The organism is Rhodopila sp. (assembly GCF_965277825.1).
In the GTDB taxonomy this organism is placed as follows: Bacteria; Pseudomonadota; Alphaproteobacteria; order Acetobacterales; family Acetobacteraceae; genus Rhodopila.
In genome coordinates this window covers 3,038,516-3,061,005 of the sequence record NZ_OZ255846.1, presented here as the reverse complement: position 1 = coordinate 3,061,005, position 22,490 = coordinate 3,038,516, and the positions used below count along the sequence as shown (strand labels likewise).

Sequence of the window (22,490 nt, the reverse complement as noted above, 5' to 3'; positions counted from 1 at the left end):
TTGCAGAAAGGGGCAGTTGCCCCGGCGGCGGTGCGGGCATGCGTCGGACAATGCGGCTGCCGGCCATGCAGCGGCCCGGCAAAAGCTCGGTCCGCCATCATGTGGCGGCATACGATCCGTGGCCGATCCAACGCGTCAATCACTGGTCAGGACGGTGCCGCGACATGCGACCGGGAATGGCAACGACCATACAATCGACTGTCCCAGCCAAGCGATTGGCTCAACCAAGCGACTGGCCCCACCACGGCGGAGGCGCATTCCCGGCACCGCGCCGGAAGGTCACTGCGGCAGCTTGGTGAACGCCGGGAACATCATCTTGCCGGTGGCGACGTTGGTTGGCCACACGGTCACCGGGTTGCCTTTCTGCCACTGCACCATCAGGCCGGTGATGTAGCCTTCACCGATCCGCATGCCGTGCGCGAACGTGTCGGTCTTCGGCAGGAATTGAATTCGCCCGATGGTGCCGACGTAGTCGGTCTGCTCCATCGCTGCGACCATCTTGTCGGGGTCGGCGCCGCCGGCTTTGCGGATCGCGTCGGCCCACATGAAAACATCATCATAGGACTGATAGGCGGCGTAACCCGGCAGATTGCCATACCTTGCCTGATAATTCTTGGCGAACGGGATGGTCTTCGGTGTCACCGCGACATCCGGTGCCGCCGCCATGTTGAAGATCACCCCGTCGGTGGCGCCGTTGGTGTCCTTCCAGAAGGTGCTGTTGGTGGCCTGGCTCGATACGCCATACATCGGCATAGGCACTTGTTGTTGCTGCCATTGCACGGTGGGCTGCACGCCGACATGGCTGACGCCGGTGACGATGACGTCTGGCTTCTCGCCTTCGATCTTGTTGAAGATCGGCGTGAAGTCGGTGGTGTCGGGTGACAGACGAATGTGGTCAAGCACCTTCAGCCCGTTGGCGGGCAAGCATTTCAAATACTCCTGATCCAGCGGGATGGTCCAGGCAGCATCCTCGCTCATCACCACCGCGCTATGCACGTGCAGGTCACGGACCATCAAGGTCTTGGCCGCCTCGCAAACCACATCGGCGATCTGGGTGGACGCCAGATAGCCGTGGAATACGTATTTCATGTGGTCGTAGTCGTCATGCACCCGCTTGGTAATCTCGTTGCTGGAGGCGCCCGGCGTGATCAGCGGCATGTGCAACCGGCCGGCCCAGGGCTCCAGCGCCAGCACAACCTCGCTGATATAGCTGGCGATCACCGCCGAAACCTTGTCCTGCTGCGCGGCGCGCTGGAACGCCCGCACCGCATCGACCGCGGAGCTGTGATCGTCGTAGTCGACGATCTCGATCATCCGGCCGTTGACCCCGCCGGCCTTGTTGATCTCATCGGCGGCCATCTTGGCGGCGTTGGGAATGCCCACGCCGCTGATCGCCGAGGTTTCGGCGATCACGCCGATCTTGATCGGGTCCGCCGCCCTGGCGACGCCCGGCGCCGCCCCGGCCGCGACGACGCAGCCAAATACCGCGCCGAACAAGACGTTCCCGTGCCCAAGGCGCATCGCCCGTTTCCCTTTTGTCATATTCACCCGTACGCCATCCGCACTGATTGCCCGAGCCAGGATGCGCCCGATACAAGATTGACCAGGGTCACAAATTGCTGGATTGTGGATGCGGGCGCAACCCGTAGTGTCATGACAAGAACGACAACGGAGCCGGGGCAATCCGCTCGCTGAATCGCCAGCGCCGACGCATCCATCGCCGACCAGACCGTTGATCCCGGTGCAGTTCAAGCGGCACGGCCACGGCGCTGAAGACGGTGAACGTGATCCTACGATTCTCACGACCTGCCTGACGCCGAAGCTAAACCGATCCCGAAGGTAACTTTCAAGCAACGTCACTGCGATACGGGCGGCATGCCAACTAGCGGAAATATTGGCCGCCCCAGGCGTGATTTCCCTGTGTGCGCAGCCCGCTGGTCGCGTTCCCTGCGTGCGCGCCGCCGGGTCGGAAGCCTGGCTGGGGGACCTGGATTCGAACCAAGGATGCCCGGGTCAGAGCCGGGAGTTTTACCGCTAAACTATCCCCCAACAGGCCGCAGGGCGGGCGCCATACCATGCCCGCCCAAGGGCCGCAACTGCGGCCGCAACAGGCCCGGGCTTTACGTCAGACCGGCCAACTCCCGGCGCAGCGTCCCGGTCCGGGTGCTGGAAACAGGGCCGAACAGCACCTCCTTCGAGGTCACGTGGCGACCGTAGAAGGTCGAGTCCTTGTTCGGCTCCGCCCGGATCACCGATCCGTCCACGGTCAGCCCACCATACAGCCCGCTGGCTGACGACCACGCCACGATATCGGGCACGTTCGGCCCGCTCAGCGCGCCCTCGACGTTCGACCCAAGCGTGACGACGGTGATACCGGCCTGAGCGCCGATCTTGAAGTCATTGTTCAGCACGCCGTTCAGCCCCTTCTCGGTCATGAAGAACAGAATCACCTCCGCCGCCTCCGCACCGATCTGCAGGCCGAACGAGGCCGCCCCGATCACGTAGAACGCCGGCTGTCCCCAGCCTTCCCGACCGCGCGCCAGGATTATGCCCTCGCCGCCTTCGCCGCCGACAAAGAAGCCGCCCTTCAACAGGTTCGGCACGATCATCACGCCGCGCGCCCGGCGCAGCAATTGCTGCGCGTTGCCGAACGCTTTGTCTTTGCGAAGATCGCGCAACACCTTTTCCGCGCCCTGGATGACCGATAATTCATCCGACTGGGCCCGGGCCAATGGTGACAGCAGCATCCCGGTAAACAGCGTGGCCCCCCCTAGAAATTCCGCTCGAGTCAGCATTTCATCTTCCTTTCTTGCCCTGGCGAAATCAATACGCCCACGGGAATTGCATATTTCATTCCGCCAGATCGACGGTAGCACCCGATTGATGACGACTGCGTGATGACACAGATGGCACGGTCGCTGCCGAAAGCCGAGAAACCGTTACGGCAGTGAAGGTCAAACCGCGACGTCATCCGGCGACAGGTTCCAGGCCGCCAGCGTCTCGGCAACCGACACCGATCCGGGCGCCCGGGGACGGCCTAAGGGTGTCGAGCCAAACCGCGGCGCCGGCGCCGGCTGGCGGTGACCGCCGACTTCGATGAACGCCTCGCGCGCTTGGTTGTGCGGATGCCGATGCGCCTCCGCCATCGACAGCACCGGAGCGAAGCAGGCGTCCGACCCCTCCAGGATACGGCACCAATCGTCCCGCGTGCGGGTCAGGAAGCGCGCGGTCAGCACTTCCTTCCAGGCCGCCCAGCCATCACGTTCGCGCTGCGCCGGCATCGACGCCGGATCGATCTCCAGCAGGCGCAGCAGTTCGGCGTGGAACTTCGCCTCGATCGGCGCCAGCGAGATGAACTGGCCGTCGGCGCACTCGTAGACCTCGTAATAGTACGCACCGGAATCGAGCTGGTTCTCGCCGCGCGGAGCGCTCAGCCGCCCGCCGGCCTGCATGGCATAGATCGGGGTCATCAACGACAACGCGCCATCGACCATCGCCGCGTCGACCACCTGGCCGACACCGGTGGTCCGCGCCGCGATGATCGCCGCCAGCAATCCGGTCACCAGATACAGCGCGCCGCCGCCGTAGTCGCCCACCAGGTTCAACGGCGGCGTCGGCTTCTGCCCGGCCCGTCCGATCGCGTGCAGCGCGCCGGTCAGGGCAATGTAGTTCAGGTCATGGCCGGCCCCTTGCGCCAACGGACCTTGCTGCCCCCAGCCGGTCACCCGCCCGTAGGCGAGCTTCGGATTGCGGCCCAGACAGACTTCGGGCCCGAGACCCAGGCGTTCCATGACCCCGGGACGGAAACCCTCGATCAGGGCGTCGGCGCCATCGATCAGCCGCAGCACCCTAGCGATCGCCTCCGGCCGCTTCAGATCGAGCTTCAGAAGCGCTCGGCTGCGATGGGTGAATTCATGCTCCTGGGCCATCGGCACGCCCAGGTCGGCCGCGGTCGCGCGGTCGATCCGCAGCACCGTCGCCCCCATGTCCGCCAGCAGCATGCCCGCCATCGGCGCCGGGCCAATGCCGGTGAACTCGAGGATCTTCACTCCCGCCAACGGTCCCATGCAGCCGCTTCCTTTCCAATTTTGGTCACCCCAGCCTTGATGGCCGAGCCTTGGTTTCGTCAGCCGAGTAAAACGCCCAGCGCGGCGGACGGTGCAACCGGATGCGGCCTGATCGCCCATCGCCCGCTGCACCGTTCCCGGCCTAGGACCGCTGAACCAGCTCGATCTTGTAACCGTCCGGGTCCTCGACAAAGGCGATGATGGTCTTGCCGAACTTCACCGGGCCTGGCTCTCGGGTCACCTTGGCGCCAAACTTGCGCAATTGTTCGGTGGTCGCGGCCACGTCCGGCACACCGATGGCCAAATGGCCGAACGCCGAGCCGAGATCGTATTTGTCGGTGCCGTAATTGTAGGTCAGTTCGATCACAGTATTGCTCTCTTCGCTGCCGTAACCGACGAACGCCAGGGTGTATTTGCCGTCGGGCACGTCGTTGCGACGAATTTCGTTCATGCCGAAACCCTTGGTGTAGAAGTCGATGCTTTTCTGCAGGTCGCCGACGCGCAGCATGGTGTGCAGGTAGCGGCTCATTGGAAGTCTCCCTCATAGGTTCCAGGATCGAGGCCCAGCAGGAACAGCCCCGCCGCGTTGGCAGCGGCCAGGCAGGCCTCGCGGTCAGCCAGAATGGTTGCCCTGGCTTCGAAAGCAAGCCCCCGGAGCCCGGCCGCGGCGGCATGGCGAACCGTCTGCGGCCCGATGGTGGGCAAATCGGCCCGCGTGTCCTGCGCGGGTTTCACCAGTTTCACCAATACTCCACCGATCCCATCGCGGCGCAGCATCCCGGCGCGGGCCAGCATCGCATCGGTGCCCTCGATCGCTTCGACCGCAAGCACCAGACCCTGTTGCACGACGCACCCCTGCCCGACATCGGCGGATCCCAATAGCCGGGCAACCTGGATGCCGCGGCCGATGTCGGCCATCGCCTGGGCATCGGGCGCTACCGCGGTCAGCACCCCGCTCGGCGCCACCGCCTCGCGGATGATCTCCTGCGCGCCAATGACCCGGAAACCTTCCTCGGTCAGCACGCGTATCACGGCGGCAAGCAGCCCGTCATCGCCGGCGAACGCAGCGCGTCCGATGCGCGCCAGCAGCTTGGCGGCCTCGGCGTCGGGCCGAAGGTCGAGCAGCGACGGCCGCCGCACCGGTCCGATCATCACCAGATCCTGGCAGCCATGCTCGCGCAAGCTGGCGATGATGCGGCCGGCCGCGCCGATCCGGCGCATCTCGTGCGGCCACGCGGCCAGCACCGCCGGATCGGCGAAACCGTCCAGACCGACGATGAACACGCGGCGCCCCGCCGCCCGCGCCGCCGCCGCGACCTGCGCCGGAAGCAACCCGCCGCCGGCGATGATGCCCAGCCGGCGTGGCATTTCTGCCTGGTTTTTCATTGCATATCCCGAAGGACAGACTCTCTCATTGCAACCGGCATCGGATTTTCCGCATACAAGCTTGGCTTTTATCTCACGCTCGGGTGAGACAGCCTACAGAGATTGCGCCAGTCATGATTGACGACGATTTGCCCGAGGCGGCTCGGCATGCCACCGTAACCAGCGTGCTGCAGTGCCTGACCATGCTGGCCGAGGAAGCGGTAAACCTCAATCTCCCCCGAACCTTACTGGCGCTGCGCAAGGCCGTTCGTGCGTGCCAGGCCGAGCAGGCGCGGCCGATCCCGGCGTTGCGCCCGCGCCGGCATCTGGTGATGCACTAGCCACCGGTCTAACCCCGCACAATTTTTGGACGCTGCTCTGCTGCGTGTGCGAAGGTTGCGTCGCGACGCGGAGCGCCATAATCCTCTCCTGATCGCCGCGCCGGCACGATAACCCCCGCTGTCGGGAGCCCATCTGCCGGGAGGTGGCGTGCCTATCGCACCCCAGATGAGGACATCGCGCATGAGCGCCCCAGCCAAACGGTCTGTCACCATAACCCTGGATGCCTCGAACAAGTCCACCAGCTTGCCGCTGTTGTCCGGCAGCGTCGGTCCGGACGTATTCGACATTCGCAAGCTCTACGGCGACCTTGGCCTGTTCACCTATGACCCGGGTTATGGCGCCACCGCTTCTTGCGACAGCAAGATCACCTACATCGACGGCGATGAGGGCATCCTGCTGTATCGCGGCTACCCGATCGAGCAGCTCGCGGAGAAATCCAACTTCCTCGAAGTTTGCTACCTGCTGCTGAACGGCGAACTGCCTAACGCGTCCGAGGCCAAGGAATTCCACGATGGTGTGATGCTGCACACCATGCTGCATGAACAGTTGCGCACCTTCTACAACGGCTTCCGCCGTGACGCCCATCCGATGGCAGTGATGTGTGGCGTAGTCGGCGCGCTGTCGGCGTTCTACCACGATAGCCTGGACATTCATGATCCCGACAGCCGCCACATCAGCGCGTTCCGCCTGATCGCCAAGGTGCCGACCATCGCCGCCTGGGCGCATAAATATGCGATCGGCCAGCCGTTCATGTACCCACGCAACGATCTGTCATACGCGGAAAACTTCCTCTACATGTTCCATGCCGTGCCGGCCGAGGAATACAAGATCAATCCCGTCCTGGCGCGGGCGATGGACCTGATCATGATGCTGCACGCTGATCATGAGCAGAACGCCTCCACCAGCACCGTTCGCCTCGCCGGCTCGACGGGGGCCAATCCGTTTGCCTGCATCGCCGCCGGAATTGCCAGCCTGTGGGGTCCGGCCCATGGCGGCGCCAACGAGGCGGTGCTGAAAATGCTGGCCGAAATTGGCCACACCAAGAACATCAAGCAATTCCTGGCCGACGTTAAGGACAAGGACAATCATACCAAGTTGATGGGTTTCGGCCACCGCGTGTATAAAAATTACGACCCGCGCGCGAAAATCATCCAGAAGGCGTGCCACGACGTGCTGCAGGAACTCGGCATCAAGGGCGACCCACTGCTGGACCTGGCGTTGGAACTGGAGAAGATCGCGCTTTCCGACCCGTATTTCGTCGATCGTAAGCTTTACCCGAATGTCGATTTTTACTCCGGCATCATCCTCAAGGCGATGGGCTTCCCGACCAGCATGTTTACCGCGCTGTTCGCGGTGTCGCGCACCGTTGGGTGGGTCAGCCAGTGGAAAGAAATGATGGAGGATCCGCAGCAGCGCATCGGCCGTCCGCGGCAGATCTACACCGGCGCTCCTCGCCGCGACTACATCGCGCCATCGCAGCGTCACTGAAGCGATTTCCGCGCCAGTCGCGATCCTTGAAAAAGCCGGCGGTCCCTTGGTCCGCCGGCTTTTTATTTGGCGAAATTAGATTTCGCACACCGAAACACAGCCACGAGACATCTCGGTTCCAACTTGCGTCGCGATGTTCAGACGTTATTTCACGGAAACGGAATAGCCGGCTGACGGTAACGATGATTGCCGATGAAACCGAACTGCGGTAATCGCCGGCGGTGCACCGTCACCAGTACGAGGAGCCTTATCCCGAGGTGATCGTCTCAAGATAAGAACAACGATTGGGATAGTTTCGTGTATTCACCTTTTCGTGAGATGGTCGCTTTCCCACAATTTTCGTTTTGCTATTACACGCATAGGTTGTGGCTTCCGGGGTGGACCTTATGCGGGCAAAAGCGTCATTAGACCTCCTGGTGAAAAGCCGGCTCAAGCGGTGGGGTCAGCGTCCCCCCGGCGTTAAACCGAGGCGCGGCAAGGAGGCCTGGTTGCGCGGGCGGCCATCCGAGGATGAAACCCGGATCACTGGTCCTTACCTCAAGATACCCGGCAGCACCCGATTGCGCACCCTGCCCGACGGATTATGGCTGAACTTCGGCGGCAGCTTCGCAGAACCGTTCGCAGACATACTCGGTATTATGTAGCAGATACACCAGGGGCGGTGACATTAGTCATATTAGTTGGCGTCGGTCGTTCAGTGTCTGCTACCAGATTTACCTCTTGTTCACCATTTCTCGATGATGATGCGAGGAGGTTTCTTCATGTAGCTCTAAACCAGGATCGCTTTACGATGTCGATCAATTCAATGGATTACCGGGTAGTTGTCCGTCGTATCGCTCCCGGCAAATTTCCGTATCGTTGGGAGATTCAAAAAGACGATTGCGCAACGGTTACTTATTCCTGTTCCGAGCCCTTCGATAGCATGCAATCGGCGTTTGAAAAAGGTCAAGCGTGGCTGTCTGGCTACGTTGCAAGCACCGCGCTGGGCCCAGACCTCTAAGCAGAACACATCGGACATTGCCCTGCAGGCAGCCTTTATGTCGTTTGCGCAAGTATGAACAAAACACGGATATTCCGATAGAAGGCAAAAGGGGGGGGAATAGCCGCCTTAAGCGGTCTCGTTTTCTTTTTCTTCGAACGCATCAGTAGTCGATTGTGACTCGTCCCATGATGCCAAGCTCCAGCCGTGCGCGCCGCTTTTGAAATCCAGGCTTTTGGAAAGCATGCCTGATAAATTGCTACTGGGTTTGTCTCCGCCAACCGGTATTCCACGCGACAAAAGTTCCGAGAGCAAATCGCGAGTGCTTGTCGGATATTTTCGCTCCGTAAGGATAGCGATGACGGCAGTGCGGGCCTTGTCAACAATTCCTCCGGATGCGCGAGTTCGCTTTGGCGGGGCCGCTAGATCATGATGATCGCTGGATGAGGTCGGACAGGTCTCTCCATACATTTCAGCCATCTCTATATAAATCCGTATCTTACTGGCACGCGCCTCAACGTCGCTTAGCTTCGATCGCAACTGCGCGACGGCCCGGTCAAGTTCGGCAAGGTCCTCTCTCGCCTTGTCTAACGACATCACTTCCAATCCTAATTCCGATTCTAGAAAGATTCTACACCACTTCCGAGGATTAAGCAAAATGTCTTGGACAAAGGAGTGGAATCCGGTATCTCTAGAGTCGAGTCATGCCGCACGTCGATTCGCTGCGTTTCGGTGAATGGCTTAATGTGGAAGCCAGGAGATTGCCCCGGTGACTAATGCCCATGCTGGCATAAGATACGGCTCAAAATAGAAACCGGCCCAAACGATGTCCCGTCGTTTGGGCCGGCAAAAGAACGTTCAAAGCCTACCAGCCTTGAAAATCTTGGGTATCAACCCGGATGCAGGATCGCACGTCCGGCGTGGATTTTCAAGGCTGAAATTCCTGAATATTAAGGAGTTCCCAGTCACATGCCTAAAAGACAACGTTCCCTGCGTTCTATCCGAGGCAATACTAGGATTGCCCGGATGTTCCATCTTGACAGACGCTGCCCCTGTCCGTTTTGTCCCTGCCGCCCCCGGAAGCTCCGTCCAACTGAGATACAAGCCGGACAAGCAAAGTGGGCGGTCGAGAATGGATGGCCGTTTTCTCGTGCGGCCGCCGAAATTGGCATTCCTATTAGGTCTGTGAAGAAGATCGCGGCTGGCGAGACGTTTCGTCTGATCCGTGCGGTACCGATCTTTGGTCATCAGGGCGGCAACCGGCTCTAGCCTAGGCATCAGCAGACTCGGTCAACTTTATTGGCCGTGTCTGCTTTCCCTCTACGCCTGACGGAAGGAACTTAATGCCCGCGCCCGTGAGAGCGCGCTCCATAGCCTCAAGGTTGTTCCGTATCGGAGCACGCCGACTTTTCTCAAAGTCGCGCACGGTAGAAAGAGAGACGCCGGACGCTTTCGCCAAATCCCCTTGGCTCCAGCTTAACCATCCCCTAGCGGCCCGGCATTGCTCTGGTGTCATAAATGGCATTGTAAACGTGACGAACGGATTTAGTCAAGGCCAACGTTTTCCGTTGACGTGCGCTATATAGGCGGATATAACTTACCTCAACGAAAACCGTTGGGGATTATCCGGTGGCTCAGCACTTCCTTCTTTCCGCCAAGGCCCGCTCGCTTTCGCTAGTCGCCATCATGCGGATGTCCGACGATGAAGCTCATGCTCGGTTTGAGGCTATCCGATTCGCTGATAACGGCGGAGCTGCGTTCTGCCCTTATTGCGAATGCACCAAGGTCTACACATACCGCGCGCGCAAGCTTTGGAAGTGTGCAGCGTGCGGCAAGCAGTTCACCGTCACCAGCGGGACGATCTTCGCCAGCCGCAAGCTTCCGATCCGAGACTACCTGGCCGCAATCGCGATTTTCGTGAATGCGGTCAAAGGCATCTCCGCTTTGCAGCTCGGCCGCGATCTGGACGTGCAATACAAGACAGCGTTTGTAATGGCTCACAAAATCCGGGAAGCCATTGGCGCCGATCGGCACCAGATTATGCTAAGCGGCACGGTTGAAATCGACGGCGCCTACTTCGGCGGCAAGGTCAAAGAGAAGAACGTCAAGGCCGAGCGCGTTGATCGCCGGTTGCCGGAACAGCAGAGCGGCAAGCGCCAGTCGGTTGTCGTCGCCCGCGAGCGGGACGGCCAGACCTTCACCACGGTCGCCACCAGCGAGGCCGCAGCGGTTCCCGTCATCCGGGATCACGTGATGCCAACCGCGATAGTTCACGCCGACGAAGCTGCCGCCTGGGACCGCCTACACGGCCATTACGAGATGCACCGGATCAACCATTCGATTGCCTACAGCCAGGACGGCGCTTGCACCAATCAGGCGGAAAGCTACTTCTCTCGCCTTCGCCGCGCCGAAGTTGGTCAGCATCACCACATCAGCGGAAAATATCTGGGCGCTTACGCTGGCGAGATGGCTTGGAAGGAAGATAACCGGCGGACGGCCAACGGGATGCAGCACGAGATGGCGACTGGCGCGGCTCTAGCGCATCCAGTTAGCCGACTGTGGGCGGGGTATTGGCAGCGGTAGCCTAATTATTAGGCCGCCTCCAGTTCTTCTCGATCCAGCCTCTTATGGTTTACGAGCATTGTTCGAATCGTGAGCTCCGAGACAAAAAACCGCTCTGCAACCTCTTCTCGTTTTTCTGAGGAATAGTCTCCTTCCATCATTTGGTCTACGACCTCAAATGGGCTCAGTAATTCAGCGGCAAACGAGCGTTGCATTTGTTGTCGGTAGGTGACAGCGCGAGTGGCGACATGTAATTTGCCGTATGGGGGATTTACAATTCTGTCCCCCAAAAGACGAGCAAGCTCAAATCGCCGGTTTGCTTTCCGAGGAGACTTGAACACGACGCATCCCCGGGACTCATTTTGATCTAGTGCAAACGCAATTCCCTTCGCAGCCCTGTTCGTAGTTATTGCTTGCTCTCCCGTGCCGGCCAAGCCAGCGAGCCTCTTGTCGCTGATGGATCCTACACCGAGGCTTTCCTGGGCACGGAGCGCGCGGGCCGCTTCCGCTCCCAGACGCCATGCTGGAACGTCGCGAGCAGAAGGCAATCGTGTCGCTGTTTCAAGCCGAACCGCATCTCTAATGGAGGCCGCAAATCCGCTATGATGGGCAATTGATCGCAAGCCATCGGCAGTTAAAAACTCCCCGCCCGTCGCATGTTCCGCAGCAAGTTCTTCAACGGCCTGCTCACCCAACGAAAGCGCATCAGCCGCAAGACGATCTATTTCGGACTGGTCGCCCTCGTCCGGATCATAACCTAAAATTGCCTCCAGTTTGCGACGTTGTGCGACTGAGTGATCTTGCCGCTCGTTAACTACCTCAGCCCAGACGTGGTTCAAATTGGTTTCGTTGAGACCTTCTGCTTGCAACTGCCCAACGACCTGTTCGATAAACCGATCGGCGGCATTCTCGAATGTCTGCGACGGCACAATTGCGGCATAGCTGCTAATATAGCGAAATGCTGTCTCAGATCTATCCTCAGTTGGTCTTGCAATTAATGCCGTGCGCTCACCGTCAGAGTATATCGTAATGTTTGGCCACACATAACCATGGCCGATTGTCGTCATGCGGTGGGCAAAAACCCAATCATGAACGCTAGAGCGCGGCTCCCAGCGCAAGCGCCACCAATTCCAAGCCATCCATTCGGCCAGATGATAGCCGGACAATAGGGGCTCAGTGCGGATGCGGTTTACAAACCCGTCGCGCCCCTCGGTCAGCCAATGACCGTTGCACTGAATCCCAACCGCAGCGAAGCAAGCGCGTTCTTCCGTGGTGCCCTCATCAAGGCGCTCCCACTCTGCCGTGAAGATCAGCCCCGGGTGCATCGCTTTTCCCATTCCTTCATAACGACCGCCCGAAATTCGTCATCTTCTTCGAGGAGATACCCGTGGTATGCGTTCTTGTCAGTTTTAGCCTCGTAAACATCGCTCCCTTCGACACACCACACGTACTTTGGGAACCCATCCTGGGGGAAATCACTAAAAAGACCGGCGGCAACCCCGGCCTTAAGAAGTGATTCCGCTTCCGACCGTAGTATACACCGTTTACCATCGCAAAGAGATTTCCACGGACGAGGGTTTACCGGAGGTTGAAACTTATAGTCGCCTGGGAAACGCTTGTGGTGACCGCTTCCCAAATAAATCAATTGATTAGCCATGTGTCTCCTGCCCTGCACATCAAGTCGGTCAGGTGCTGCAATTCGACGTTTTGGACTTGTTCCTCGCTGTCGGCCTGCCACAGTTAGTCCCCTTATCTAGGTGCCTACAATCTCCCAGTAAACCGCCGCACCCTCAATCCCACACCGCAGCACCATCTCTCACGAACGCCAAACAGGCGCATCGCCGTGAAGCGTGCGCCTGTAGGGTTCTTGGCGCCCGTGGGCGAAACCACAGCCGGCTACACCCAGATAACCGATAAAGGTTGCGAACTCCCTAATGGATTTTAACGCAACCACAACCCCAGGTTGTTCGTTCCCGTCCGGGGTAGCGGCTTAACTCGGCTTTGGGCGTCATGGATCGGTATACAATCAGTCGGGAGGATGACGGCTTCATCGTCGAAATCAAGTTCAGCAACGGTGAAACGGCCACCGTGCGGGGCTTTAGCTCCGAGGAAGAGGCCGAGAAGTGGGTCGAAGCAAGGTGGAGAGAGAAGGCTCGGAGGCCGCGATAGCGGAAAGTCGCGGAAACTAACGCTAGTCATGATGCCCGAATTTGTTCCGTCATTCCGCGTGAAACAGTTCACGGAACAGGAATAGAACTCTCTCGCGCCGGCTTTCCCTGGCTTAGAACCCCGCAAAGCCCCATCTAGCCAGTATCAGGCCAAAGAATGACAGCCCCATCGGCACAGGCAGAAGCTCAAATGCAGCGGCGGCCCGAGAAGGATACGTGTAGAACTCGTCATACACGTATCCTGTCGGCCCGACCGATATGACACCGCCGACCAAACACAAGCCGACGTCGCCCACGAGGTGAAGCCACGCGCCTCCGATGAGAGCCAGAATGTGCATGGTCGTCCGTCGGATGGAATAGCCGGAGAGTGCCAGCTAATTGTAAAGCAACGGTTAATCTCGGCTTTAGCCCGTGATGATCCAGCCGACAGCGCCATTCGTCTGCGACTCGGAAACCATACCGTTTGTCCGCTGGTATCGCAGAGCCATATCGACGCGCTTGTTCATCTGCCGGCGCAGCTTTGGATCGCCCGTGTTCAGCCCCCGTTCCGCGACGATCCGGCCCGCAAGGTCCTTAGCCGACATCGGCTTACCCGCTCTCCGGAGATGATCCAGCACCGTCCGACTGATCGAACCGAACTCGCCAGCTTGCGGAGCGCGCCGGTAGCGGGGCCGGATCGCGTCGATTCGATATTCAGGGTCGATCTGGCGGATTACCGCGTCCAGGCTGGCAAGGTCAGCGTGCATCTGTTGCAGCTCGCCTTGTGCGCTATGTATTTTGCCAGTCAGTTCAGCGCGGCGGGTTACGAGTGCAGCGAGAACGGGGTCGGTCACAGGCGCCTCCTATCGAGTCGCCCTTTTATACCACGTCAACGCTTTACGTTGGTATCCGTGTTCTTGGTGTATCTGCTACATAATACCGGCAGTCTCCCCCTTGTGTTTTTGCGTTGGGGATTGAAGCGCAAAAGGCTGACGCTTAGCGATTGTGGATCTGAAATCGCCTCCACCATAGCTTTGCAGCCTCAATGGCTTCTGGGCATGCCCGGCTGGATGAAAGGTAAGATTTCCGGTATTATGTAGCAAGCACACCAATGCACAAAATGCTTGCGAATCGCTAATTTCGTCCATACCATGCTTACTCAAACGGAGTCGCAGCATGGCAGATGGAAGCAAACAAAAGCGTGGTGGCCTCGCTAGAGCAACGGCACTGACACCTGAGCGACGCAAGGAGATCGCTAAAGAAGCCGCTGAGAGGCGATGGTCTAATAAGGATATCAAGCCCGTGCACCACGCCCTTGATGAGGGTGTGGTTGATCTCGCGGGAATGAAGTTCCGTTGTGCCGTTTTGGACGGCGAAATCCGCGTGATCTCAGGCACGGAATTTATGCGCGTACTTGGCATGTATCGCAGCGGCGCGTTGTCCACACGTCGTACTGAAGAGGACGGGATGCACTTCCCGCTCTACCTTGCGCAAAAAAACCTCCGCCCTTTCATTCTCGAAGATGAGACCTTGGTGCACCTCCTGCGCCACCCAATCCGGTATCGCGGAGAGAACAGCTCCTCAATCGCAGAGGGCATCCCAGGCACAGTTTTACGGCGCCTTTTGAGTGTTTGGGTGCGTGCACATGCCGCTGGCGTGCTGGGGCCGTCACAAGAAAAGATAGCAGAAAAAGCCCAGTCATTCTTGAATGGTCTAGCCGATCTTGCAATAGACGCGTTGATTGATGAAGCAACTGGGTATCAAAAGCGCCGTGCACATAACAATCTACAGCAGTTGCTGTCCGCTTACGTCTTGCCAGAGTTTCGGCCGTACCATACCAAATTCCCAATTTCCTATTATGAACAGCTTTATAGGGTGCTTGGCTGGAAGTTTGATGCCTCGTCTTCCGCGCGTTCTCTGTACATAGCGAGGCTGACAAACAAGCTTGTTTACAGTCGCTTACCTCCCGGCGTGCACGACGAAATCAAACGGCGGAACCCGCCTGACCCGGTTACCAAGCGCCGCAAGAAAAAGAACTTTCAGTTACTCACGGGCGGGAAGGATGACCCTGACGGGGTCGGTGATCCTCATCTTGATGATCTCATCAAATCCACGATCACTCTGCTGAGGGCGACTCCTGCTGGGCAGTGGAAGTTTTTTGAGATGCTCTTCAAGCAGGCGTACCCACCGGATCAAGGTGAATTGTTCATCAGTCAGGAGATAGAGCGGCTGGCTGCACCAGAGTGATGCCGGTGGCGATGCCGTCACTATTGTGCACGGGCCTTAGTCCGCCTGCTTCCAGGGCGCTTTGTATGGCTCGGCGGTTGTTGGCGATCGGGGAGCGCGTCCTCGTCTCAAAATCCCTTACGGTTGATAGACCAACTTGTGCACGCCTTGCCAGTTCCGGCTGAGACCATCCAAGCCATGCGCGAGCGGCGCGGCATTGTTCGGGCGAGATCATCATGTGCACGGCCTAGTTGACGCAACTTTTCCGGTCAAGGTCATATTTTTATGTTGCCATCGACGGAGGCAACCGATAATGTTTATCTCAACAGAATATGTCGATGGGGAGGCTCGGGGCGCGGTGCGCCAGCGATTTCGGCGACGGGCATTAGTCGCGGCGATCGGCGTTGGCCTCGCCGCCCTTTCGGCGACATTGGCAATACTGGGAAAATGGGCGTCCTTTAACGGAATGGTTGAGACTTCCGTCATCTGTTTTATCGTCACCCTAGCCTGGGGCGTTGGAGTGACCGTTGAAACCGTACGCGAGATACGCTGATGGCGCTGACTCTCGCCACCGCTAATCGTCTTGACGACGTGGGCTTGGTTGAATTCTACGAAAGAGACTCTCAGATATGGATCGACCTAGCGAAAATGCATTACGACTTCATTAGGAGGGTTTTCCCGTCAGGCGCCAAAATTCGCCGGGACGATCTAGCAAAGGAGTTGGTTCCGGCGATTGAGGTAAACGAGGGACTGAGGAGCTTTATGAAAGAAGAAAAGATCAGGGGAAAGTTTTGGATTCCGTTCTTCGCGGACCTTGTCGTTGACCGCGCTTGGGATCGCATTGTGCGTGAGTTAGGAGTGGGATGATGACGGACAAAAAGACTGTTATGAACGATGCTGAAATCCTTGCCCGGAGGGTTTTGACGGAAATCTACAAGCAGCCGGCGCCCGAAAAGTTGGTTCGGTCCATGGCCAAGAAGATGTCTGAAGCGCTCCCACTAAAAACGATTAATAGGATTACGGCTCAGCGCGACTAAGTCGATTAGCGTTTGGTGGGAAGATTAGCTTTCAATTTCCCACCCAAGCGCGCCATCCTCATGCTGCTCCCGCACAATGCCGTTCGTTCGCTGGTACCGAAGCGCCATATCCACGCGCTTGTTCATCTGCCTCCGCAGTTTGGGATCGCCCGTGTTCAAGCCGCGTTCTGCGATGATCCGGCCCGCGAGGTCCTTAGCTGACAACGGCTTGCCCGATCGCCGCAGATGATCCAGCACCGTCCGGCTGATTGAACCGAACTCGCCAGCTTGCGGAGCGCGCCGATAGCGGGGCCGGATCGCGTCTATCCGATACTCCGGGTCGATCTGGCGGATCACCGCGTCCAGGCTGGCAAGGTCCGCGTGCATCTGTTGCAGCTCGCCTTGTGCGCTATGTATCTTGCCAGTCAGTTCAGCGCGGCGGGTTATGAGTGCAGCAAGAACGGGGTCGGTCACAGGCGCCTCCTATCGAGTCGCCCTTTTATACCACGTCAACGCTATCCGTCGATATCGGTGCTCTTGGTGTATCTGCTACATAATACCGGACATACTGGCGATCGAGGCCTGCAGCACGATCCAGAACCTGCTCGACAAGCGATCGCGCTTCGCCCCCAGCACTCACTCCATGATGTGCGTCTGCCCGATCGAATGGCTGCTGGCACCGATCACCGAAACCGATCCGACACCGAGATGGAGGACCACGGGCATCATTCCGCACGAGCCGTTCAACGACGTGGTGATACCGGTTCGTGAGATGCGGGTCCTGTACGGGCTCAAAAGCGATCACTACAAGGGCTTCGCTCGCCACCAGCTTCCTCACGCGCACGAGTTTTTCGTGCCGATGGAAACACTCGCGGCGGAAAACAGCGAGCAAAACCCGGCGCTGCGCGAACTGATCGCGCGATCCTCGGTGTCGGCGAACTTCTTCAGTCCCTGAAGGCACGCCGCGCAATGGCCCTGGGCCGCGGCTCAACGCAGCGGCACCAGGCTAGCGTCCCGATTCTGATGTTCGCCACATCGGGCGAACATCAGTCTCACGACGCTAGCGCTTTATTTTCAGTGGCCTGCTGATCCCAGAAATCCGCCGCATCATGCGAAGGATTTCTGCGGCAGGACACTAGACCAGCAGTCCCTTTTTCAGCAGCCCATGCACGCCTTTTTCGCCATTTACCGTCTGTGTGACATGGAAATCTACCGCCAGGGAACAGAACTGATAGGCTTCCTGACGCGACAGGTTGGTCCGCCCGGTGATGAAGGCGATCATCTGCCGCAACGCGGTCTTCATCGCCACATCGAGGTCTTCGTTCATGCCCATCGAGATGTAGTGGCTGGCGGTCTCGGCCCTCGGGTATGCCAGCAGCGGGTCACGTGCCCCGCCGCCCTTGTGCACGGTCAGCGTGAACGTGCCGGTCAGGCAAATTTCCAGCGCGTTGATGCAGACCTCGCCATCGCCTTGCACGCCATGCCCGTCGCCGGCGGAAAACATCGCGCCGGGGGCCCAAACCGGCAGAAACAGGCTAGAGCCGGCACCGAGTTCCTTGTTGTCCAGGTTGCCGCCGTGCTCACGCGGCTGCACGGTCGATATCGCACCGTAATGCGGCGGCGGGGCGACACCCATCACGCCAAAAAACGGCGAAAGCGCCAGCTCGGTGCCCCACGGCAGGCGGCAGGTTTCGCGGGCGCGGTCGACCGGGATGTGGGACAGGAATTGTTCGGGAAAATCCTCCGGGATGGTCCCGGCCAACGGACGGAAACCGCAATAACCCCAGTCGTTGCCGAACTCGATCTTGTCGATATGGACCTCAAGCGCGTCGCCGGGTTCGGCGCCGGCGATGGCGACCGGACCGGTGATGATATGGCCCGGCGCGCGCGGCACATTGGCGGCATGGATCGCTGCCAGAGCCGGAGGAATCTTCAAACCCGAACTCGGCCCGGGCATCACCTCCGGACCACCCGACACGCATTCCAATATCACGGCATCGCCTGATGCAATCGTAATGAGGGGCGGAAAGGCAGCGTCGAAAACGCCCCAGCGCACGGTTTCCGGGGTAGCGGCAAGCTTGTGGGTGGCCATTCAGCGGTCCCTTCGGTAAACACGGATGCCACCACATCGGCCGCCCCCGCACAACCGGTCAAACCGACCACCATGGCAACGGCTCCGCACCTGCGTACGCGCGCGGATCCGTTGTGGCGCAGGCGCGGCGTCTAAGCTAATTGTGCTTGAATGCGGCGATCCTCGAACCCCTGAGTTCCGCATCGATCGCCGCCGCCAGCGCCGGATTGGCCCTCCGGATCTGACTGACACGCAGGGTGACGCCCAAATGCGATGATCGGTGCATCTCCCAAGCTTCCAGGAACAACAGGTCGGCTTCGATCATCGAGTTGTTGACACCTTGCAATGCCTCGCGCACCGCAGCGGTGAACGGCGGCTTATGCATGGAGTGACCAGTCAACATTGTGATGTTTCCTAATCAGGTCGTACTTTCGCCGCGTCGCCTCCTGCTCGGGCGGTCCGGTGCAACGGCAGCTCAAGGCAGCGCGGAGGTCAATTAGGCTGACCCGGTTCGGTCCACTAGCACGCTACCATGAAAAGCCGGTGAATTCATTTTCGCAAACTCATCAGTAGCGATAGAGATCGTGTTTGAACGGACCGGTCTCGGCGATGCCGAGATATGCCGCCTGTTTGCTTGACAGCTTCGTGAGATTCGCGCCGACCTTGGCTAGATGAAACGCCGCGACCTTCTCGTCGAGGTGCTTCGGCAGGGTGTAGACCAGCGTGCGCTCGTACCGGCCGGTCGGCGCATTGAACAATTCGATCTGCGCCAGCACCTGATTGCTGAAGCTGGCGCTCATCACGAAACTTGGATGGCCGGTGGCGTTGCCGAGGTTCACCAGGCGGCCCTCCGACAACACGATCAATCGTTTGCCGTCCGGAAATACGACCTCATCGACCTGTGGCTTGACGTTCTCCCATTTGTAATTGCGCAGCGATTCGATCTGAATTTCCGAGTCGAAATGGCCAATGTTGCAGACGATCGCGCGGTGCTTCATCGCCCGCATGTGCTCCAGCGTGATCACGTCGACATTGCCGGTGGCGGTGACAAAGATATCGCCCAACGACGCGGCATCATCCATCGTGACAACCTGGTAACCTTCCATCGCGGCCTGCAGCGCGCAGATCGGATCGATTTCGGTCACCATCACCCGGCAGCCGGCATTGCACAGCGACGCCGACGACCCTTTGCCGACATCGCCGAAACCGTTCACCACCGCGACCTTGCCGGCCATCATCACGTCGGTGCCGCGGCGGATGCCGTCCACCAGGGATTCGCGGCAGCCATACAGGTTGTCGAACTTCGACTTGGTGACGCTATCGTTGACGTTGATCGCCGGGGTCAGCAGCTTGCCGGCCTTCGCCATGTCCCACAACCGATGCACCCCGGTCGTGGTCTCCTCCGAGATGCCGCGCACATCGGCCAGCATTTCAGGATATTTCTGGTGCATCAGCAGCGTCAGGTCGCCACCGTCATCGAGGATCATGTTCGGGGTCCAGGATTCACCAGTCGCTTGGGCGGGACCGCGCACCGTCTGCTCGATGCACCACCAGAATTCATCCTCGGTCAGGCCCTTCCAGGCGAACACCGGAATTCCCTCCGCCGCGACACCGGCCGCGGCATGGTCCTGGGTCGAGAAGATGTTGCACGACGACCAGCGCACCGTCGCGCCAAGCGCGGTCAGCGTCTCGATCAAGACTGCGGTCTGGATCGTCATGTGCAGGCAGCCGGCAATCCGAGCGCCAGCCAGCGGCTGCGATTTGGCGAACTCCTCGCGGATCGCCATCAGACCGGGCATTTCGGTCTCCGCCATGCTGATTTCCTTGCGGCCCCACTCGGCGAGGGACAGATCCTTCACCTTGAAATCTTGCGTCGCGGCGGTTGCCATGATGTGCCTGCTCCTGACTGGTCGCGGCGCTATATAAAGATATCTGCATGTTTGCAAGATGAGTCGGGCGGCCAGCTCAGATCGCGATGAACTTCACCCGTCTGCCATCGACCCCGAGCGCCATGCGTCCTTGCTTCAGCAGCAGGGCGTCGTGGCCGAAGACTTCACCCCGCCAGCCATGCAACGCCCCGATATCGGGGTTGTCCTCCAACGCCAGGCGCTCGATATCGTCCGAACTCGCAACCAGGCGCGGCGCCACGTGATGCTGTTCGGTTTTTGCCGCGAGCAGCACCTTCAGCAGCGCAACCAGCGCCGCCGACGGGCGCACATTGTCGCGTTGCTGCGGACCGGGCGGCAGCTCGGCGTCAGGCACGAGCCGCGCCGCGGCCAGAACCTCGATCAGCGCCGAACCGGATTTGCCTTCGGCGAAGCCCCGCGTAACCCCGCGCACCCGGGCCAGCGCCTCGGCGGTCGCCGGAGCGGTCGCGGCGATCTCCAGCAGCGCCTCGTCCTTGATCAGTCGCTGGCGCGGGATGTTGACCCGTTGCGCCTCTTTCTCGCGCCAGGCGGCGACCTGTTTCAGGATCTGCAGCAGGCGCCGGTTGTTGGTGCGCGGGCGCAGCCGCTCCCACGCGGTTTCCGGATCGGCGCGATAGGTGGCCGGATTGTTGAGGATCGCCATTTCCTCGGCGACCCAGCCAAGCCGGTCCTCCTGCTCCAGCCGTCGGCTGAGCCGGATATAGACGTCCCGCAGGTGGGTGACGTCGGCGGCGGCGTAGGCGAGTTGGGCAGCCGAGAGCGGCCGCGCCGACCAGTCGCTGAAGCGGTGCGCCTTGTCGATGGTCCCCCCGGTCAGGCTGGAGACCAGCGCGTCATAGCCGACCTGATCGCCGAATCCCGCCACCATCGCGGCGACCTGGGTATCGAACAGCGGACGCGGCACGTCGCCGTAGCGCAGCACGAAAATCTCGATGTCCTGGCGCGCGGCGTGGAACACCTTGGTGACCGCGGCATCGGCGAACAGCGTGCCGAGGCAGGATAGATCGATGCCATCGGCCTGGGCATCGATCACCGCGACCTCGTTGTCGCCGGCGATCTGCACCAGGCAGAGCTCCGGCCAGTAGGTGCGTTCGCGCATGAACTCGGTATCGACGGTAACGAATGTTTCGCCGTGCATGCGCTGGCAAAATGCCTCCAGCGCCTGGGTGGCGGTGATGAGAATGGGCGGCGGTGGGTCGGAACGGGAGGGTCTGGCCATGGGGCGGTTGTACACGGCCACGTGCGAAAGGCCAAAGACCACGTCGGCTGGTGATTTTGAGATGTCGAACAAGCCACTTGAAATGCCAAGGGACCCAAAAGGGCCCCTTGGTTATGCTACCGCAGTGCGGCGCATATTAACTCCCGTCGCCGGGCGAAGGTCACCTAGAGAAGATGCCTACTACGAACGTAGTGCATCGCTTCCCCCGCAACAAGGCCTTTTATGGAAGCGTGAATTCCTAATACCGTCGTGGCGGCGTCCCAAACGAGTGACCTCCGCGTTGCTTCGGCAACCTTGAGTCATTTCTCCTCCACCGGCGGATTCGGCAGGGCTCGAAGCATCAGTTTGACCACCTCGTCGAAATCATGCTGCTGCATTCTTGGGACGCCGCCGTCCATTTGTTCCAGACGAGCGCAAGATACCGTGTAGATGTGGTTGCACACGGCCCAGCTTTCCAGCGAAGGCTTCCTCGGGTTGGGGTTCTCAGCCAATTTGTAGGCCCATTTATTCGACACCTGCGGCTTGGTCGTCAGCGGAACAACGAGCGCCGGGCCGTCCAGCCGGTTGTCACGCGACACAATCACCACGGGCCGCTTCTTGTAGAATTCCGGGCGCAGAGCGTCGCGCCAGAAACGGCACCAGTAAACCGCGCGGATCTTCGGCGCCGACGCTAGAACGACGCGTCCGGCGGGTGCCGCGGGTTCGCTGTCCTGATCGGTCAGCACCGCAGCCTCACCCGGCACCGAAATTCGCAGCGTGTGACGCCCGCCCGGGCTGCCCCTCGGCGATAGCAGGGTCTTGTCGTTCATATTCTCGGCCCGAAATTGTCGTTAGCGTCCGGCTGCGTCGGAGCGCTAACCGCACCAGCTTGCTTGTTTCGGGTTAACCGCGTGTAAACGCGTGCGTTGGGCTCGGTCAGGGGATGCCCTGTTGCGCGACCCGGCGGACCCGGCTAAAAAGCCGGAATGCCAGGCGCCTCTCCCGCGATGTCGACCGCCGACGCACTTGCGTCCGCGTCATCGCGCACCCCTGGCCTGCTCCTGCTGCTTCGACTTAGCCGCCCCTGAGCGTCGCGCCGGG

General features: G+C 60.0%; 23 protein-coding genes and 1 tRNA gene. 8 read left to right on the top strand and 16 right to left on the bottom strand.

Annotated features, from left to right (window positions below; translation table 11 throughout):
• Positions 1–279: 279 nt before the first annotated feature.
• The 6 genes from ACQY4T_RS15150 to ACQY4T_RS15125 form a co-directional block, all read right to left on the bottom strand.
• On the bottom strand, positions 280–1,521 hold the full coding sequence (locus ACQY4T_RS15150) for an ABC transporter substrate-binding protein (protein WP_428531986.1): 1,242 nt from the start codon (positions 1,519–1,521) through the stop codon (positions 280–282).
• Positions 1,522–1,975: 454 nt separating this feature from the next.
• Positions 1,976–2,049, bottom strand: a tRNA-Gln gene (locus ACQY4T_RS15145).
• A 71-nt stretch (positions 2,050–2,120) separates the two neighbouring features.
• Positions 2,121–2,795 carry a lipid-binding SYLF domain-containing protein gene (locus ACQY4T_RS15140; RefSeq protein WP_428531983.1) on the bottom strand — a complete coding sequence of 225 codons (675 nt, stop codon included), beginning with the start codon at positions 2,793–2,795 and terminating at the stop codon, positions 2,121–2,123.
• A gap of 159 nt (positions 2,796–2,954) precedes the next feature.
• Positions 2,955–4,067, bottom strand: a complete 1,113-nt coding sequence (locus ACQY4T_RS15135) for a CaiB/BaiF CoA transferase family protein (protein ID WP_428531980.1) — start codon at positions 4,065–4,067, stop codon at positions 2,955–2,957.
• A gap of 142 nt (positions 4,068–4,209) precedes the next feature.
• Positions 4,210–4,596 (bottom strand): lactoylglutathione lyase, encoded by a 387-nt coding sequence (gloA, locus tag ACQY4T_RS15130; protein WP_428531977.1) that lies wholly within the window; start codon positions 4,594–4,596, stop codon positions 4,210–4,212.
• Positions 4,593–5,453, bottom strand: coding sequence for an LpxI family protein (locus ACQY4T_RS15125; RefSeq protein ID WP_428531974.1), 861 nt, complete (start codon positions 5,451–5,453; stop codon positions 4,593–4,595). The genes gloA and ACQY4T_RS15125 overlap by 4 nt, the downstream gene beginning before the upstream one ends.
• A 113-nt stretch (positions 5,454–5,566) precedes the next feature.
• Here ACQY4T_RS15125 and ACQY4T_RS15120 point away from each other — a divergent pair, with 113 nt between their 5' ends.
• The 3 genes from ACQY4T_RS15120 (at position 5,567) to ACQY4T_RS15110 (ending at position 8,262) form a co-directional block, all read left to right on the top strand.
• Complete coding sequence (locus ACQY4T_RS15120) at positions 5,567–5,773, top strand: hypothetical protein (protein WP_428492832.1); 207 nt, start codon at positions 5,567–5,569, stop codon at positions 5,771–5,773.
• A 181-nt stretch (positions 5,774–5,954) separates the two neighbouring features.
• Positions 5,955–7,262 (top strand): citrate synthase, encoded by a 1,308-nt coding sequence (gene gltA, locus ACQY4T_RS15115; protein WP_428531971.1) that lies wholly within the window; start codon positions 5,955–5,957, stop codon positions 7,260–7,262.
• A gap of 790 nt (positions 7,263–8,052) precedes the next feature.
• Complete coding sequence (locus ACQY4T_RS15110) at positions 8,053–8,262, top strand: hypothetical protein (RefSeq protein ID WP_428531968.1); 210 nt, start codon at positions 8,053–8,055, stop codon at positions 8,260–8,262.
• Between the two features lie 108 nt (positions 8,263–8,370).
• Here the strand turns inward: ACQY4T_RS15110 and ACQY4T_RS15105 are convergent, their stop codons facing one another.
• Both ACQY4T_RS15105 and ACQY4T_RS15100 read right to left on the bottom strand, forming a co-directional pair.
• Positions 8,371–8,838 carry a hypothetical protein gene (locus ACQY4T_RS15105; protein ID WP_428531965.1) on the bottom strand — a complete coding sequence of 156 codons (468 nt, stop codon included), beginning with the start codon at positions 8,836–8,838 and terminating at the stop codon, positions 8,371–8,373.
• Positions 8,839–9,511: 673 nt separating this feature from the next.
• Complete coding sequence (locus ACQY4T_RS15100; protein WP_428531962.1) at positions 9,512–9,757, bottom strand: helix-turn-helix domain-containing protein; 246 nt, start codon at positions 9,755–9,757, stop codon at positions 9,512–9,514.
• Positions 9,758–9,870: 113 nt separating this feature from the next.
• Between ACQY4T_RS15100 and ACQY4T_RS15095 the strand changes: the two genes are divergently transcribed.
• Positions 9,871–10,824 (top strand): IS1595 family transposase, encoded by a 954-nt coding sequence (locus ACQY4T_RS15095; RefSeq protein ID WP_428531959.1) that lies wholly within the window; start codon positions 9,871–9,873, stop codon positions 10,822–10,824.
• An 8-nt stretch (positions 10,825–10,832) separates the two neighbouring features.
• Here the strand turns inward: ACQY4T_RS15095 and ACQY4T_RS15090 are convergent, their stop codons facing one another.
• Together ACQY4T_RS15090 and ACQY4T_RS15085 are read right to left on the bottom strand one after the other, a co-directional pair.
• Complete coding sequence (locus tag ACQY4T_RS15090) at positions 10,833–12,128, bottom strand: hypothetical protein (protein WP_428531956.1); 1,296 nt, start codon at positions 12,126–12,128, stop codon at positions 10,833–10,835.
• 1,247 nt (positions 12,129–13,375) lie between these two features.
• A complete protein-coding gene (locus tag ACQY4T_RS15085; RefSeq protein ID WP_428531953.1) occupies positions 13,376–13,804 on the bottom strand; it encodes a hypothetical protein in 429 nt (142 codons plus the stop codon).
• Between the two features lie 322 nt (positions 13,805–14,126).
• Here ACQY4T_RS15085 and ACQY4T_RS15080 point away from each other — a divergent pair, with 322 nt between their 5' ends.
• The 3 genes from ACQY4T_RS15080 (at position 14,127) to ACQY4T_RS15070 (ending at position 16,043) form a co-directional block, all read left to right on the top strand.
• Positions 14,127–15,197, top strand: a complete 1,071-nt coding sequence (locus tag ACQY4T_RS15080) for a P63C domain-containing protein (protein WP_428531950.1) — start codon at positions 14,127–14,129, stop codon at positions 15,195–15,197.
• Between the two features lie 292 nt (positions 15,198–15,489).
• Complete coding sequence (locus ACQY4T_RS15075) at positions 15,490–15,729, top strand: hypothetical protein (protein ID WP_428531947.1); 240 nt, start codon at positions 15,490–15,492, stop codon at positions 15,727–15,729.
• Positions 15,729–16,043, top strand: a complete 315-nt coding sequence (locus ACQY4T_RS15070; protein WP_428531944.1) for a hypothetical protein — start codon at positions 15,729–15,731, stop codon at positions 16,041–16,043. The genes ACQY4T_RS15075 and ACQY4T_RS15070 overlap by 1 nt, the downstream gene beginning before the upstream one ends.
• A gap of 194 nt (positions 16,044–16,237) precedes the next feature.
• Here the strand turns inward: ACQY4T_RS15070 and ACQY4T_RS15065 are convergent, their stop codons facing one another.
• Positions 16,238–16,666, bottom strand: a complete 429-nt coding sequence (locus ACQY4T_RS15065) for a hypothetical protein (RefSeq protein ID WP_428531941.1) — start codon at positions 16,664–16,666, stop codon at positions 16,238–16,240.
• Between the two features lie 169 nt (positions 16,667–16,835).
• Here ACQY4T_RS15065 and ACQY4T_RS15060 point away from each other — a divergent pair, with 169 nt between their 5' ends.
• Positions 16,836–17,147, top strand: a complete 312-nt coding sequence (locus ACQY4T_RS15060; RefSeq protein WP_428531938.1) for a hypothetical protein — start codon at positions 16,836–16,838, stop codon at positions 17,145–17,147.
• 180 nt (positions 17,148–17,327) lie between these two features.
• Here the strand turns inward: ACQY4T_RS15060 and ACQY4T_RS15055 are convergent, their stop codons facing one another.
• From ACQY4T_RS15055 to ACQY4T_RS15035, 5 genes are all read right to left on the bottom strand, one after another.
• The gene (locus ACQY4T_RS15055; protein ID WP_428531935.1) at positions 17,328–18,284 is read right to left on the bottom strand and encodes an acetamidase/formamidase family protein; all 957 of its coding nucleotides are present in this window, start codon (positions 18,282–18,284) and stop codon (positions 17,328–17,330) included.
• Between the two features lie 136 nt (positions 18,285–18,420).
• Complete coding sequence (locus ACQY4T_RS15050) at positions 18,421–18,666, bottom strand: hypothetical protein (RefSeq protein WP_428531932.1); 246 nt, start codon at positions 18,664–18,666, stop codon at positions 18,421–18,423.
• Between the two features lie 163 nt (positions 18,667–18,829).
• The gene (ahcY, locus tag ACQY4T_RS15045) at positions 18,830–20,152 is read right to left on the bottom strand and encodes an adenosylhomocysteinase (RefSeq protein ID WP_428531929.1); all 1,323 of its coding nucleotides are present in this window, start codon (positions 20,150–20,152) and stop codon (positions 18,830–18,832) included.
• Positions 20,153–20,228: 76 nt separating this feature from the next.
• Positions 20,229–21,410: a ribonuclease D gene (rnd, locus tag ACQY4T_RS15040; protein ID WP_428531926.1), complete on the bottom strand. Its 1,182-nt coding sequence runs from the start codon at positions 21,408–21,410 to the stop codon at positions 20,229–20,231.
• 299 nt (positions 21,411–21,709) lie between these two features.
• Positions 21,710–22,135: a type II toxin-antitoxin system PemK/MazF family toxin gene (locus ACQY4T_RS15035; RefSeq protein WP_428531923.1), complete on the bottom strand. Its 426-nt coding sequence runs from the start codon at positions 22,133–22,135 to the stop codon at positions 21,710–21,712.
• Positions 22,136–22,490 lie beyond the last annotated feature (355 nt).